The sequence below is a fragment of the Desulfolithobacter sp. genome (assembly GCF_054025815.1).
The window spans coordinates 26,991-40,641 of the sequence record NZ_JBPMMS010000042.1; the positions used below are offsets into that span (position 1 = coordinate 26,991).

Sequence of the window (13,651 nt, forward strand, 5' to 3'; positions counted from 1 at the left end):
ATCAAAAATCAGAAACCAGACCAGGCACCTCAGTTACAGTGCCGAGCGCAGGGCCGCCACCAGTTGCTCCACCTGTTCTTCGGGGGTACCCTCAAACAAAGTCCGATCGTCCCGCGGCTCGGGAGAGAAAACCCTGACCACCTGGGTCGGCGAACCAGCCAAGCCAATACAGCCTTCCTCCGCCCCTATGTCCGCAGCCGACAACACCCTTATCTGTGCCTTTTTGGCCTTCATCTTGCCCTTGAGCGAGGGAACCCGGGGTTCGTTGACATCCTTGACCACGGTGAGCAGGGCGGGCAGCGGCAATCGAACCACGTCATAGCCGTCGTCCATCATCCTCTCCACCACGATGCTGCCACTGTCTGCGCTCCGGGTCTTCTGCACACAGGTGACATAAGGAACCTGCAACCGGCTGGCCAGTCCCGGTCCGACCTGGGCCGTATCACCGTCAATGGCCTGCTTGCCGCAGAGTATCAGATCGAAGCTGCCAAGAATCTCGATGGCCTTGGCCAGGGTATATGAGGTTGCCCAGGTGTCGGCTCCGGCAAAGGCCCGGTCCGAAACCAGGGCAGCATGATCGGCACCACAGGAAATGGCCTCCCGCAAGACTTCCTCGGCCTGGGGTGGCCCCATGGACAACACCGTAACCTCTCCACCATGCTCCTCCTTGAGACGAACCGCCTCTTCCAGCGCATGCCGGTCATAAGGATTCATGATAGACGAAACGCCTTCCCGGGCCAGGGTGTTGGTTTCCGGATCAAGACGGACATCTTTGGCATCAGGAACCTGCTTGATGCAAACAAGAATATTCATTGATATTTTTATTTTGATTCAGGATGGATAGATAATCTCAGGAAGCATACTCCTTATTGAGCTCCTGGCCGATAACATTACGCTGGATCTGGTTGGTTCCCTCGTAGATCTGGAGAATCTTGGCATCACGCATCATTTTTTCAACCGGATACTCCTTCATATAGCCATATCCCCCCAGAACCTGTACCGCGTCGATGGCAACCTTCATGGCCATGTCGGTGGCAAAGACCTTGCACATGGAAGAGGCCTTACTCATCTTTTTCGGGTTGGAATCGATGTGCCTGGCAGCGGCATAGACAAGTGCCCGGGCAGCCTCGACCTGGATAGCCATGTCGGCCAGCATATGTGAAATGGCCTGGAAACTGATGATCGGCTTGCCGAACTGAACCCTCTGCTTGGCATAGGTCACCGCCTCATCCAGGGCAGCCTGTCCAAGTCCCACACCCAGGGAAGCGATACCGGGCCTGGAGATGTCCAGAGTTTTCATGACCGTTATAAAACCAGTGCCCTGACGCCCCACCAGCCGATCCCTGGGGATTCGGCAGTCCTTGAGGATGAGCTCTCTGGTGGCCGAAGCCCGGATGCCCATTTTGTCTTCTTTCTTGCCATAGGAAAAACCCGGATCTCCGTCCTCGACCAGAAAGATGGAAGCGCCGCGGGCGCCTTTGCTGGGATCGGTGAGCGCAACAATGGTATAGAGGTGAGCCTCGCCGCCATTGGTGATCCACTGCTTGGTGCCGTTGAGTACCCACTCGTCCCCATCCAGCACAGCGGTAGTCTGGACCCCGCCAGCATCGCTGCCGGCATTGGCCTCGGTCAGGCCAAAGGCAGCCCAGCGGGTTCCGGCGGCCACATCGGGCAAATATTTCTTTTTCATTTCCTCGCTGCCGGCGATGAGCACCGGGAAGATACCCAGGGCACTGGCCGCATAACTGGTCGCCACGCCGACACATCCTCTGGCAAGCTCTTCCAGGGCCACGACAATCTCGAAACAACCGCCACCAAGGCCGCCATACTCTTCGGGAATAAAGATACTGAACAGATCGGCCTTGGCCATATCCTCGAGAATAGAGGTCGGAAACTCATTTTTCTCATCGAGTTCCGCCCGGACGGGAATAATCTTCTCGCTGGCGATCTCCCGGGCCGTATCCCGGATCATCTGCTGTTCTTCGGTCAGAAAATAATCCACAAAGTTCTCCTTATTACCAGTCCATCAACAGGGCACCCCATGTGAAACCACCACCGAAGGAACAGAACAGAATACGTTGTCCCCTAGACAGAATCCCCTGCCGGTTCGCTTCATCCAGAGCAATGGGTATGCTGGCTGCCGATGTATTACCATATTTATCTACGTTAATGTAGAGCTTTTCATCAGGAACACCGAGGCGTTCCATGAGTTTGCCAAGTATGCGGATATTGGCCTGATGGGGAATCATCAGGTCCACCTCGTCAATGGTGATTCCGGTTTCCCGAAGCAATCCGACGACCGCATCCTCCATGGACCGGACCGCATATTTGAATACGTCCCGGCCGGACATCTGGATATAGCACCCCTTGCGGTCCGGCTGACGGATAGCGGGGTTTCTGCTTTCCGGGCTGTCCATGTAGAGAAGGTTCCAGAGCCGACCATCAGACAGAAGCCTGCACGCCAGTACGCCGCCCTGCTCACTGCCGGTGAGTACACAGGCTCCGGCCCCGTCCCCAAAAAGGATACAGGTGTTACGATCCTCCCAGTTGACCCGGGCCGAAAGGGTCTCTGAGCCGACGAGAAGGATCTTCATATCCGGTCGGCGGGCTATATAGCTGTCCACCAGATCAAGGCCATAGAGAAAACCGGAACAGGCGGCATTGAAATCATAGGCAAAGGCATTGACTGCCCCTATTTCCGCCTGAACGAAACAGGCTGAGGAGGGCATCATCATATGGGGTGTCAGGGTGGCGACCACCACCAGATCCAGTTCTTCAGGGGTGACCTTTGCCATCTCCAGGGCACGACGGGCTGCGGTTGACGCAAGTTTATAATTTTCCTCTCCAGGCCCGGCGATACGCCGTGTACTGATACCGGTCCGGGAGGTGATCCACTCGTCGGAGGTTTCCACCAATTTTTCGAGGTCAGTATTGGTCAGCACCTTTTCCGGCAGGCATGACCCTGTTCCCAAGACTGCGGCTCGCATGGTTTGCTATCTATCTCCCTGTCTCAATTTGCGTACTCTTCAAGAGAAGAGCGTATGGAATCGTTGACCCGACTCCTGACCATATCGGCCGCCACCTCGATACCGTTCTTTATCGCAACGGCATTGGATTTGCCGTGGCAGATAATCCCCACACCATCGATACCAAGAAGCGGTGCACCCCCGTACTCGGCATAATCCACCCGTTTACGGAACCGGGAAAAGGCCTTGCGTATAAGAAGGTAGCCGATCTTGGCACGCAGGGACTTCATGATCTCGTCCTTGAGCATCTGCATGGCCGCCTCGGCGAGCCCTTCGCTTATCTTGAGCGAAATGTTACCGACAAAACCGTCGCAGACGATCACATCCACATCGCCCTGGTACACATCCCGGCCCTCCACGTTACCGATGAAGTTGAGACCGCTCTGCCTGAGCAGGGCATGAGTCTCTTTCACCAGGGCATTACCCTTCCCGCTCTCCTCTCCGATACTGAGCAAACCAACTCGGGGACGTTTGATACCAAGCAGAAGACGGGAACAGGAGGCGGCCATGATGGCGAACTGGAGGAGATGCTGTGGTCGGCAGTCAACATTGGCACCGATGTCCATCAGGATCACCGGTTCTTTCAAGGTAGGGAAAAGACTGGCAATGCCCGGCCTTGCCACCCCCTTGAGCCTGCCGAGCTTGCGTACGGCGGCAGCCAGGGTGGCGCCGGAGTTGCCGGCGGACACGACGGCATCTGCCTTGCCCTGGCGAACCAGATCAAAACCGACCATGATGGTGGAATCCTTTTTCTTGCGCACGGCCTCCACCGGAGATTCGTGCATGGATACCACCTGTGATGCGTGCTGGATGCTGAGCCGGGAGGACAGTGTTGTATCGGCAAGGAGTGCGACCTGCTTTTCCAGCTCAACGCTCGGACCGAGCAAGACGACTTCAAAATCCCTGTTGTCACGAACTGCGGCCAGGGCCCCCTCGATCAGAAGCTCAGGGCCGCAGTCTCCGCCCATGGCATCAAGGGCTATACGCACGGCTGACTAACTGAGTTCGTCCTCGAGACGGATAACGCTTCTTCCCTTGTATACTCCGCACCCGCCGCAGAGCCTGTGCGGCAGCTTCGGCTCACCGCACTCGGGACAGTTAACCACATTGGGTGCCTTGAGCGAATCATGGGCCCGCCGCTTGCGGGTGCGGGAACGGGAATGTCTTCTTTTGGGTAACGCCATTTTCTTTCCTCCTGACGGAAGTAATAGTACAACTTTGCCTTCGTTATTTCTTCAACCTGGCCAGCACGGAAAAAGGAGACAGATTCTCTCCGGGATCACAACCACAGGGCCCCTGATTCAAGTCTGCCCCGCAACGGCTGCACAAACCCTTGCATTCGGTGGCACACAACTGTTTGAACGGCAGTGCCAGATAGAGTTGCTGGCGCAGCACATCGTCAAGGTCGGCTATCGGCTCTCTGAGCACCACGATGTCCAGATCTTCGGCAGTGCAGACGACCTCTCGAAGTTTCCAGTGTTCTTCATCGGGACATTCGAGGATTAAATCGATACCTGTATCAATACGCAAGCCATAGGGTTTGAGACAGCGATCGCACCGGAGCTCCACCGTGGTTTCAAGATGTCCCTGGACCTCCACTCTGCCTGCGGCCTTACGGACCAGTAAAAGTGTGGCATTGACCGGCGCCAGCCTGGCAAAATCTTTTTCCGGAAACCACGAAATATCAGTGATATCGTATCTGGTGCCGTCTTCGGCAATTTCAGCAAATGGAACTTTCAAGAATCGCCCTGCCCTGTATCCATACCGTGCCGGGAAACAGGCACGATAATTAGCAACAAAACAAAGGACTGTACACAAAAAAATTACAGATATCCATCATAAAATGAGAGAATATGACATCAGTAATCAAATCAGGCAGGTGGAAGGGGAACAGATCAGGAGGACGCCTCCCGGAATCGCGGACGGTTCGTTACGGGAGAAGCCCAAAAAAACTGCTCAGAGGACCATGGAAAGTCGGTGGGATGTCTTCTGCAGACGAAGATGAACGATTGCCAGCAGGTAACGCAGTAAATCGATGGCCAACCCTGGATGGCTCCTGACCAGGGCGGCAAAGGAGGTCCTTTTTAAACTCAGCAATTCCGAGTCCTGGACAGCGGTAACAGTCGCCCCGTGAACAGAGTCATCGAGGATCCCTGCCTCGCCGGCAAAACTGCCGGTCTCAAGCACGGCGATGACCTGGTCTTTGCCGGGGAATTCGGTCGGCTTCTTTACCACCAGCCGACCCCGGGCGATAAAGACCATGAACACGGCCGGCTGCCCCCAGATAAAGATGTCCTCCCCGGCCTTCACCTCCAAAGGTTCAAGGAAACCGGCCAGGATACCGGCCTCCTCAGGGTTCAGAAAGGGAAACAGATCTTCCAGTTTCATCCGTCACTGTCCTTTTGGGCAAACTGTTCCCGACGCTGCTGCTCCAGGGTCTTGATCTTGTCACGCAGCTTCTGGACCAGGCCGTCGTACTTCTCCCGGCGCAGAATCTGACGAAACTGCTCCATGTAATTGCGCACCAGGCTGACCCCTTCGACCACGATATCATACACCAGCCATTGATCGCCCTTGAGGATCATGATGTAAGAGACCGGTATGGTCCTTTCCTTATCGATGAGGACCGTCTTTACTTCGGCGCGCCTGCCCTTGATCCGCTGTTTCCTGAACTCGATTTTCTGGCCGGTATACTCCTGAATATTACCTATATAGGCATACTGCAGGAGTCTGGTGAATAGCCCGACAAATTCATCCTGCTGTTCCCTGGAAAGTTGGCGCCACTGCCGTCCAAGCACCCGCTTGGACATTTCCCGAAAATCAAACCGCTCCCGGGCCACATCGATGATACGCTGACAGAGGTCACAATCGGGGTCCTGGCGTTCCCTGGCGTCACTGATAATCTGAATCACCTTATCTATAAACGGCCGCAACTGATCCGATGGATCCGGTGTTGCCGCCCGCACCACGGTTGCCGGAAGCAGGGCTCCGGCAAGAAAGAGCAGGACAGCACACCAGATGGGAATCCACTGCATACCTGATCGGCTGTCTGCCACAGGTCCTCCATCCATGCCGACATAATCTCTATTCATTGTTGTTCTCGCCCTGCGCACGGCTTCGCTGCTGACGGCGGTATTGAAAATAACCATTTCTCAGTGCAATGTAAGGATCAAAGGAAAGTTCTTTCATATGCTCGTATTCACCCAGGTGAAACGTGAGGTTATTAATATTTTTTCCTGCATAGATCAAGCCTTCCTCCTTCCAGGAGTCAGCCAGGAGATAATAGGGAGTCACTAAAGTTTCCGCCATGGTGCCGGTGAAATCCCGCAGGGTGGTGGAACCGTAGAAGGGAATCACGAGGTAGAGGCCATCGCCGATTCCCCAGGCAGCCAATGTTTCACCCAGACTGGCCTCCACGGTGGCGATTTCAAATTCCCGCTCCGCCACATCGGCCAACCCGAAAACTCCCAGTGTGGTATTGATAAAAAAACGCCCCAGAATCGTGCCGGCATCCCCCAGCCTCAGTTGCAGCAGGGCATTGGCAAAACGAACAGGTTCCAGCAGGTTGTTGAAGAAGCTGTCAACACACCAGCGCATCTCCCAGGGTACTGTGTCTGCGTAGGTGGTGGCCACCGGTTTGAGCACCCACAGATAGGCTTTGTCGTTGAAGTTGAACATGACCCGATTCAGGGGCTCCAGGGGATCGGGAACCTCGGTCCCTGCCCCCTCCTCGGCATAAAAATCATCGTTTAGAAAATCAACATCCTCGTCTCCGGCAGCCCTGACCGTCCCGGCAACCAGGACCAGCAGGATCAGGAGGCCCAGGATATACCATCGCCGTGCCGGTAAAAGATACACGCTCATTTTTATTTTACCTGACCGAAAGCAAATTTAGAGATAAGAGATTCCAGATCAACAGATGACTCGGTATCACTGATCACCTCCCCTGGCTTTAAATTTTCCTCGTCTCCACCCAGGGTTATTTGGATGATCTTGTCGCCGATGATTCCCTGAGACTTGACCGATGCCATGGAGTCGACGGGAATTTTGATAATTTTATCTATCTGCATGGCGACCCGGGCCAGGGCGTCCTCGGTCAGCTCAAGATCCCGGACAGTACCCACGGTCACCCCGGCTATCTGCACGTCGGCTCCGGGCTTGACCCCGGACACATTGTCAAAATCCGCATACACCACATAGGTTTTACTGCCGGCGAGCCAGGGAAGTTCCCCCAACTGTATGGCAAGCCAGCCAAAGGCCATCAGGCCGAGAACCAGAAAAATGCCGACCATTATTTCAACACGTGAATTACCCATAACTCATCTTGATTTTAAAGTTTGTTTTTTCCGGGAAGGCAGAAGACACCTTCGACAAAACGGCTTTTTGAGCCAGTAATGCCCTCCCCCTTATCCTTCCGACCACAGGACCCGCCAAAGCCCCAACAAGGTCCGCCCGACTCAGAAACGCCCCTGTTCCACCCGGCTGCTCTCGTAGATCTCACCCATGGTCGAAGCGACAAAATCCTTGATATACTCTTTTTCCGACCACTGAATCTCCTCAGGGCTTTCAAACACATCCATCTCGCCCCTGGAGAGCAGAATCACCTGATCGGCCAGACTGAACACCCGCGGGATATCATGACTGACAATAATGGCAGTGTAGCCTATCTCTTGCTGGGTCCGGTAGAAAAGCTGATAGATTTCCCTGGTCATCACCGGATCGAGTCCTGTGGTCGGCTCATCAAAAAGAACTATTTCAGGATCAAGCTGCAGGGCCCTGGCCAGGCCCACCCTTTTACGCATACCCCCGGAAAGCTGGGCCGGATACTTGTTTTCATGACCACCGAGCTCCAACTGTTCCAGGGTTTTCATTACCTGGACCTGTATGGCACCAGCATCAAGTCTTGTTCGCTCGCGCAGAGGCAGGGCCACATTTTCAAAAACCGTGAGCGAATCAAACAGGGCCGCTCCCTGGAAAAGAACTCCGAAACGAACGCGAACCTGCTGCAGAGCCCGTCCCCTGAGGGCGGGTACATTCTGTCCCTCCACCAGGATCTGCCCACTGTCCGGACGCATCAATCCGAGAATCAGCTTAAGAGTCACGCTCTTGCCCGAGCCCGAGCCACCGGCGATGACGGTAGTCTTTCCCCGGGGAACCTGGAAGTTGACCCCGCTGAGCACAATATGGCGCCCGTGACGTGAAGGAAAACTCTTGGTCACGTCGACAAAACGGATGGCCGGGTCTTCGGAATGTTTTTTTTGTGTGTCTGTCATATTATCAGTCCAGCACCAGCCAGAAACTCCTCCGGAACGATACAGTCTTAACCGGCACCAATCACTGGCCAGGCAACAAACCGGGATTTTAAGGAAAGATTGTAAGCAGCTCTCCAGTTACAGGAGAATCGCAGTCAGCAGATAGTCAAAAACCAGGATCGAAATGGACGATATCACCACTGCCTGAGTGGTCACCTTGCTCACACTTTCAGCCCCGAAACCGGCTCCGCGAATCTGTTGAACGAAATAACCCCGTCCGGTACAGATCCAGACCAGGAGCAGTGCAAAAACAAAGGACTTGATAACCCCGAGCCGAATATCATGATTGGTCACGCTCTGCTGCATGCCGCTGAAAAAGGCCCCGGAGTTCACTCCCATCAACTTGACCCCGGCCAGGTAGCCGCCAAAGATGCCTACCACGTCGAACATGGCAGTCAGCAGGGGAACAGAAATGAGGGCCGCCAGAAACTTTGGCGAGATCAGATACCTGAACGGATCCACGGCCATACACTCGAGCGCATCGATCTGTTCGGAAATGCGCATGATCCCGATTTCGGCACACATGGCCGATCCGGCCCGGCCGGTAACCATAAGCGCGGTGAGAACCGGCCCGAGTTCCATGATGAGCGTCAATGAGACCGCTGAACCCAGCATGCCTTCGGCACCGAATTTATGCAAAGAATAGTACCCCTGCAACCCGAGCACCATTCCCGACGACAGGGCGGTGAAAAAAATCACCGTGACCGACCCGGCGCCGATAAACCACATCTGCTTGAGCAGCTCGTTGAAACGAAATGGCCGTTTAAACAGACCAAGCAGGGCGAGAAAAAGAAAAATAGTCATTTTCCCCATATCGGTTACCAGATAGAGCGCCTGGCCGCCAATGGCGGCAAAGGGCCTCAAAACCGGTGCAAGGTCTGTTTGCGTGGTACTTTCCTTCATGTAAATACAGATCAATAAGTTACGGGCATGCTTGAAAAACAATCGTGCATACCACTGTTAACTCCTGGTGCCTGCCTTTTTCGGTTGGGAGACTATCCGGCAAGAAAGGACTGCAGCAAAAAAGCCGATTCAGCGGTTTTCCTGCAGCGCTGCAGGAAAACCGTCAAGAAACTCCAGAGCAATGGTGTACGGATCATCAGAGTGGTAGAGGACCATGGTTTGGAGAAACATATAAGCATCCTGCCCCATATCAATAAATTCCAGTGCCACTCCGTTGTCGGTGATCCGAACAATCCGAGCGAAAAATCTCAGGATCAGGCTGGAATGGCGACCGCTCTCATGCAGTTCCAGCTCACAGATTTCTCCCGGATCGGCCTTGTAGTGTCCCTCAACAAAAACGCCGCCTATACTCAGATTGCGTATCTTCTCATATTCGTACCGCCTGCCTCCCAGGTACAGCCGGGCTGTTCGGTTGAACAGAACCCTGGAAAAGCGGCGTCGGTTTCTTTCGGATGCGGATATATCTGGATCCTGTCGAGGCATAGGTTGTTTTTCAGGTGCCTGTGCCTGATACTTTTTGATTATCACCGAAACTCAGCACCGGTGTAGAAATGACGATGTTATACGTTGCCCCAGCTATTTTCTGAATCTTGATGGTACTCACATTTTTTTACTCTGGACTCTATCTTAGAAGATTTTTTCCCATACGCAAAACAAAATGTGATTACCACCCAGGCCCAACTGTCACCGACCGGGGAGAAGACATCGCATTTTCTCTCTGCCAGAGAGAAACGACCAGATTGTAAAAAGACACGCCGGATGGACAGGCAGCGCTTAAAAGACCGTTGAAAAACTATTACGCTTGATGATACTGCGTCAAAATTCGACTTAAAATGGACATGTACTCCATGTACACTGTGCTTTTTCGCCTCATTTTTCCTTGTCTCATCTTCGTTCGTTACGTTTTTCAACAGCCTGTTGAGACATGCGATATTTTTTTATTCTGAAGCCGATGATCAGAGAAACAACATAGACCAGGAGGAAGATAAAGGTGACCGAAAGGCCCGGGGTTCCGAGCCGGTTCTCCGGCAGGAGAATAACAAAGGGCTTGCCAAAACGGGCAATGAGCCGCGGTGCGGAAAAATAGTTATTGAGCCACGCCAGAATCAAAAAAAGAGGCAGCAGGTAGACCAGCACATAACGGGCATAGTGGTAGGCAAGAAAGGTGTTGTACTCATGATTCAACTCTTCATCTGTTGCCCGGTACAGGGCGTCACGGCTCTTCCAGTCGGAAATCAGCTGCAGATCCTGCTGGGCCTTTCTCTTTTCGGCAAACCGCTCGTTGAATTCCTGAACCTTCTCTTCCACCCGCAACCAGCGACGGATGCGAAAGGCCAGCGCAGCCGTGAAGACGGCAACCAGGGCGACCTGCAGCCAGACCGGAAGCCCCAGCATTGCCAATGGCTTCAGAAATATCAGGGTGAGAGTCTGGCTGAGAAATCGAAAAAAAGGAGCAATGACCCCATAGTATAACCAGTCAAGCAGTCCGTACAAAAGCTCCATTTCCTTCCTGTCCTGGTTTCAGTCCGGTTGCAGGCGGACATTTACAGTCCATGTTCCAGGCTGCCACTCCATGACAGCCTGCCCATTTCTATCCCGGCAAGGGATCCATGTCCATCAAAAAAAAAACAGGGGCCAGGCCGATACCTGTCCCCTGTTCGCCAGCGCCCGGATCACACCTGGAGCTGTTCATTGTTATTGTTCATTGTTATACATCCTGCAACCGGACAAAACGCAGGGCATGGGTGGTACACTTGGTCACACAGGCCGGTTTCAGCCCCTGATCCACCCGGTCTCTGCAGTAATCACACTTCACGGCCTTGCCGGTTGCCGGATTGAGCTGGGGTATGGTCCAGGGACAGGCCCCGGCGCAGGCCATGCAGCCAATGCATTTTTCTTCGTCAATATAGACGATCCCGTCCTCCCGTTTGATCATGGCGTCCTTGGGACAGATGGGGACGCAGAAGGGATCGTCACAGTGGTAACAGGACCTGAATTCAAATTCGGTCTTGGGCACTCCCTTGACGGACTTAAGAGGCACGTGGCTGATCTCGCACAGAATCGGCCCCACAGGCAGCTCCTTGTTGACCTTGCAATGAACCTCGCAGCCGTGGCAACCGATACAACGCTTGGCGTTGAGATAGATCATGTATGTGTTCATAACTCAACCCTCCTCTTCGGATTCCGGCTACTCTTCTTCACAAAAACCAGGGCTTCGCAGAGGTTGATGGCACCCCCGGCCCGATCCCAGTTGTCCAGCAATCCTGCCATCAATTTCTGATCACTGATGCCCGCATGATAGGCCCGACTCTGCAACGGGACCTGACGGCCAAAACCATGCACGGTATAGACACATTCCGGATGGATAAATTCGGTCACATGGGCCTGAACAGTGCCGGAATAACTGGCGTTCTGAGCCGTTACTTCGACCATGTCTCCATCCTCGATTCCAAGTTTGGCAGCTGCCCGGTGGTTGATCCACAGGGTGTTTTCCGGCATCAGCTCTTCAAGGAGCGGATTGTTGATGGTATGGCTGTGCGTATGAACCGCTGAACGGCCATAAACCAGCCGGAACATGCCCTTGGGTGGCTTGTTGGGAGATGTGTAGGGCTTAAGCGACACCAGGCCGGCTTCTTCGAGTTTACTGCTGATGATCTCGATCCTGCCGGAAGGCGTCTTGAACTGCCCGTCCAGCTTGTCCCGGTCATACAGGGGCAATGGCTTGTCGGTAAGCTCAATGAATCCCTTTTCTTCAAAATCCTCAATGGTGTATCCGGTTCCCTCAAGCTGCCATTCGTAAAGTTCCTCGATGGTATTGTACGGAAAGTATTCGCTGATATCGAGGCGTTCGGCCAGCTGCCTGAAGATTTCCCAGCCGGGCTTGGTGTCAAAACGTGGTTCCAGGGCCTTGCGCCGTACAGCCAGCCGTGGTTTGGTTCCCTTCTGCAGGCAGATAGGATTATCCCTTTCCAGATAGGTGGATTCCGGCAGGATCACATCAGCATACCAGCCGAACTCGCTGTAATGGGTGTCGATGGACACCAGGAGATCGCAGTTGTCAAAATAGAGCTTCTGGCGCTGGGGATCGGGCATACAGGCAAAGGGATCATGACGCATGGCGATCCAGGCCTTGATCGGATAGGGATCTTCGGTACGCATGGCATCGAAGAACAGGTGGGCCAGGCCCGGACCTTTATCGAAATGGGTATATTTCCACCCCACTCCGTCTCCCCGCCGGATGTCGGGTTTTGGACAGTCCAGGTTGCGGATACCGGGAAAGCCACAATCACCCGCCCCTTTGGGAATGATCAGCCCGCCCTTGATCTCGATATTGCCCATCAGGACATTGAGGATGTGGAGGGCCCTGCTTGCGTAAAACGAATCCTTGTAGCGCGACAGGTTCCAGCCCGGATGAAAGATGACCCGGGGCATATCTTCAGCCACTTCGTCGACAAACTCTATGATGGCCTTTTCCTTGACCCCACACTCCTTGGCCGCCCAGGCAGGAGTATATTCTTCGATAAAGGTGCACAGTTCGTCAAAGCCGCTCACATACCGGTCGATAAATTCTCTGTCATACAGCCCGCGCTTGATGATTTCATGGATCATGCCCAGCGTCAAGGCATAGTCGGTGCCGGGGCGAACCTGAAAAAATCTGGTGGCCTTTATGCCGGTCATGGTCTGTCGAACATCGACATATGTAAGACGCCCTCCGCTGTCCAGCATGTCAAGCACCTGGTTGCTCTGGGCAATCTGCAGAGAGGCAAAGTAATTACGCCCGAAACAGACCAGGTGTTTGGCATTTTTAATATCATAGATAAAACCCTTCCTGCCGACTCCATTCAGAGACAGGCTGGCATGGTGGGTGTTACGTCCGCAGGTGCAATCGTGGTTTGTATAATTTGGCGATCCAAAGGCATGGATAAAAGTCTTATACATATTTTGCCATGGTCCCCCGCGTGAAGACAGGACCACGGATTCGGGGCCATAGTCAGCCTTGATCTTCTTCAGCCTCTCGGCGATATAGTCATAGGCGGTCGGCCAGCTCACCTTCTGCCACCGTCCGGCTCCACGCCCTCCTTCCCTGATCAGGGGTTGCCTGGGCCGCTCATCATCATTGACCAGGGCGACACCGGCCGATCCCTTGGCGCACAGGGCACTGTCGAGCAGATATGGATTGCCCTCGATCCATGTCACCTTGTTATCCTCAACCTCAACCCGGATCGGACAGCGAACCGTGCACATGCCACACATCGAGTACACAGATTTCTTCATGATTATCTCCTTCTTGGGTCACAGACAAAACAAGCAAAGGTTGGGGAGGCGGGCCATGATGCCCGTCTCCCCGAA

16 protein-coding genes are annotated in these 13,651 nt (G+C 54.0%); all 16 read right to left on the minus strand.

The annotated features are described in order from the left end of the window. Nucleotides 1-33: 33 nt before the first annotated feature. The 16 genes from ACXJJY_RS11680 to ACXJJY_RS11755 all read right to left on the minus strand — a co-directional run bounded on the left by ACXJJY_RS11680 (nucleotide 34) and on the right by ACXJJY_RS11755 (nucleotide 13,576). Complete coding sequence (locus tag ACXJJY_RS11680; protein WP_456387970.1) at nucleotides 34-813, minus strand: electron transfer flavoprotein subunit beta/FixA family protein; 780 nt, start codon at nucleotides 811-813, stop codon at nucleotides 34-36. Nucleotides 814-850: 37 nt separating this feature from the next. Continuing rightward, nucleotides 851-2,002, minus strand: coding sequence for an acyl-CoA dehydrogenase family protein (locus ACXJJY_RS11685; RefSeq protein ID WP_456387972.1), 1,152 nt, complete (start codon nucleotides 2,000-2,002; stop codon nucleotides 851-853). A 13-nt stretch (nucleotides 2,003-2,015) separates the two neighbouring features. Beyond that, nucleotides 2,016-2,987, minus strand: a complete 972-nt coding sequence (locus ACXJJY_RS11690; protein ID WP_456387974.1) for a beta-ketoacyl-ACP synthase III — start codon at nucleotides 2,985-2,987, stop codon at nucleotides 2,016-2,018. A gap of 23 nt (nucleotides 2,988-3,010) precedes the next feature. Continuing rightward, a complete protein-coding gene (plsX, locus tag ACXJJY_RS11695) occupies nucleotides 3,011-4,015 on the minus strand; it encodes a phosphate acyltransferase PlsX (RefSeq protein WP_456387976.1) in 1,005 nt (334 codons plus the stop codon). 6 nt (nucleotides 4,016-4,021) lie between these two features. Then, entirely contained in the window at nucleotides 4,022-4,210 is a 189-nt protein-coding gene (gene rpmF / locus ACXJJY_RS11700; protein ID WP_456387978.1) for a 50S ribosomal protein L32, read from the minus strand. A gap of 43 nt (nucleotides 4,211-4,253) precedes the next feature. Then, nucleotides 4,254-4,766: a YceD family protein gene (locus tag ACXJJY_RS11705; protein WP_456387980.1), complete on the minus strand. Its 513-nt coding sequence runs from the start codon at nucleotides 4,764-4,766 to the stop codon at nucleotides 4,254-4,256. A gap of 216 nt (nucleotides 4,767-4,982) precedes the next feature. Further along, nucleotides 4,983-5,414 carry a Crp/Fnr family transcriptional regulator gene (locus ACXJJY_RS11710; RefSeq protein WP_456387982.1) on the minus strand — a complete coding sequence of 144 codons (432 nt, stop codon included), beginning with the start codon at nucleotides 5,412-5,414 and terminating at the stop codon, nucleotides 4,983-4,985. Then, nucleotides 5,411-6,118 (minus strand): MlaC/ttg2D family ABC transporter substrate-binding protein, encoded by a 708-nt coding sequence (locus ACXJJY_RS11715; RefSeq protein WP_456387984.1) that lies wholly within the window; start codon nucleotides 6,116-6,118, stop codon nucleotides 5,411-5,413. Before ACXJJY_RS11715 ends, ACXJJY_RS11710 begins: the two co-directional genes overlap by 4 nt. Beyond that, the gene (locus tag ACXJJY_RS11720) at nucleotides 6,111-6,890 is read right to left on the minus strand and encodes an MlaA family lipoprotein (RefSeq protein ID WP_456387986.1); all 780 of its coding nucleotides are present in this window, start codon (nucleotides 6,888-6,890) and stop codon (nucleotides 6,111-6,113) included. Before ACXJJY_RS11720 ends, ACXJJY_RS11715 begins: the two co-directional genes overlap by 8 nt. Before the next feature lie 2 nt (nucleotides 6,891-6,892). Continuing rightward, nucleotides 6,893-7,342 carry an outer membrane lipid asymmetry maintenance protein MlaD gene (gene mlaD, locus ACXJJY_RS11725; protein ID WP_456387988.1) on the minus strand — a complete coding sequence of 150 codons (450 nt, stop codon included), beginning with the start codon at nucleotides 7,340-7,342 and terminating at the stop codon, nucleotides 6,893-6,895. A 141-nt stretch (nucleotides 7,343-7,483) separates the two neighbouring features. Beyond that, complete coding sequence (locus ACXJJY_RS11730) at nucleotides 7,484-8,299, minus strand: ABC transporter ATP-binding protein (RefSeq protein ID WP_456387990.1); 816 nt, start codon at nucleotides 8,297-8,299, stop codon at nucleotides 7,484-7,486. A 117-nt stretch (nucleotides 8,300-8,416) separates the two neighbouring features. After that, complete coding sequence (locus ACXJJY_RS11735; protein ID WP_456387992.1) at nucleotides 8,417-9,241, minus strand: MlaE family ABC transporter permease; 825 nt, start codon at nucleotides 9,239-9,241, stop codon at nucleotides 8,417-8,419. Nucleotides 9,242-9,370: 129 nt separating this feature from the next. Next, nucleotides 9,371-9,784 (minus strand): PilZ domain-containing protein, encoded by a 414-nt coding sequence (locus ACXJJY_RS11740; protein ID WP_456387994.1) that lies wholly within the window; start codon nucleotides 9,782-9,784, stop codon nucleotides 9,371-9,373. Between the two features lie 402 nt (nucleotides 9,785-10,186). Next, a complete protein-coding gene (locus tag ACXJJY_RS11745) occupies nucleotides 10,187-10,804 on the minus strand; it encodes a hypothetical protein (protein WP_456387996.1) in 618 nt (205 codons plus the stop codon). A 205-nt stretch (nucleotides 10,805-11,009) separates the two neighbouring features. Beyond that, entirely contained in the window at nucleotides 11,010-11,462 is a 453-nt protein-coding gene (locus ACXJJY_RS11750; RefSeq protein WP_456387998.1) for a 4Fe-4S dicluster domain-containing protein, read from the minus strand. Next, nucleotides 11,459-13,576 (minus strand): molybdopterin-dependent oxidoreductase, encoded by a 2,118-nt coding sequence (locus ACXJJY_RS11755; RefSeq protein ID WP_456388000.1) that lies wholly within the window; start codon nucleotides 13,574-13,576, stop codon nucleotides 11,459-11,461. The genes ACXJJY_RS11750 and ACXJJY_RS11755 overlap by 4 nt, the downstream gene beginning before the upstream one ends. Nucleotides 13,577-13,651 lie beyond the last annotated feature (75 nt).

Excerpts from the sequence above, each read along its gene's own strand:
- ACXJJY_RS11740 (WP_456387994.1), bottom strand. The coding sequence starts at position 9,784 with ATGCCTCGACAGGATCCAGATATATCCGCATCCGAAAGAAACCGACGC.
- ACXJJY_RS11715 (WP_456387984.1), bottom strand. The coding sequence starts at position 6,118 with ATGAATAGAGATTATGTCGGCATGGATGGAGGACCTGTGGCAGACAGC.
- ACXJJY_RS11680 (WP_456387970.1), bottom strand. The coding sequence starts at position 813 with ATGAATATTCTTGTTTGCATCAAGCAGGTTCCTGATGCCAAAGATGTC.
- ACXJJY_RS11745 (WP_456387996.1), bottom strand. The coding sequence starts at position 10,804 with ATGGAGCTTTTGTACGGACTGCTTGACTGGTTATACTATGGGGTCATT.
- ACXJJY_RS11750 (WP_456387998.1), bottom strand. The coding sequence starts at position 11,462 with ATGAACACATACATGATCTATCTCAACGCCAAGCGTTGTATCGGTTGC.
- mlaD (WP_456387988.1), bottom strand. The coding sequence starts at position 7,342 with ATGGGTAATTCACGTGTTGAAATAATGGTCGGCATTTTTCTGGTTCTC.
- rpmF (WP_456387978.1), bottom strand. The coding sequence starts at position 4,210 with ATGGCGTTACCCAAAAGAAGACATTCCCGTTCCCGCACCCGCAAGCGG.
- ACXJJY_RS11710 (WP_456387982.1), bottom strand. The coding sequence starts at position 5,414 with ATGAAACTGGAAGATCTGTTTCCCTTTCTGAACCCTGAGGAGGCCGGT.
- ACXJJY_RS11755 (WP_456388000.1), bottom strand. The coding sequence starts at position 13,576 with ATGAAGAAATCTGTGTACTCGATGTGTGGCATGTGCACGGTTCGCTGT.
- ACXJJY_RS11735 (WP_456387992.1), bottom strand. The coding sequence starts at position 9,241 with ATGAAGGAAAGTACCACGCAAACAGACCTTGCACCGGTTTTGAGGCCC.
- ACXJJY_RS11730 (WP_456387990.1), bottom strand. The coding sequence starts at position 8,299 with ATGACAGACACACAAAAAAAACATTCCGAAGACCCGGCCATCCGTTTT.
- ACXJJY_RS11720 (WP_456387986.1), bottom strand. The coding sequence starts at position 6,890 with ATGAGCGTGTATCTTTTACCGGCACGGCGATGGTATATCCTGGGCCTC.
- ACXJJY_RS11690 (WP_456387974.1), bottom strand. The coding sequence starts at position 2,987 with ATGCGAGCCGCAGTCTTGGGAACAGGGTCATGCCTGCCGGAAAAGGTG.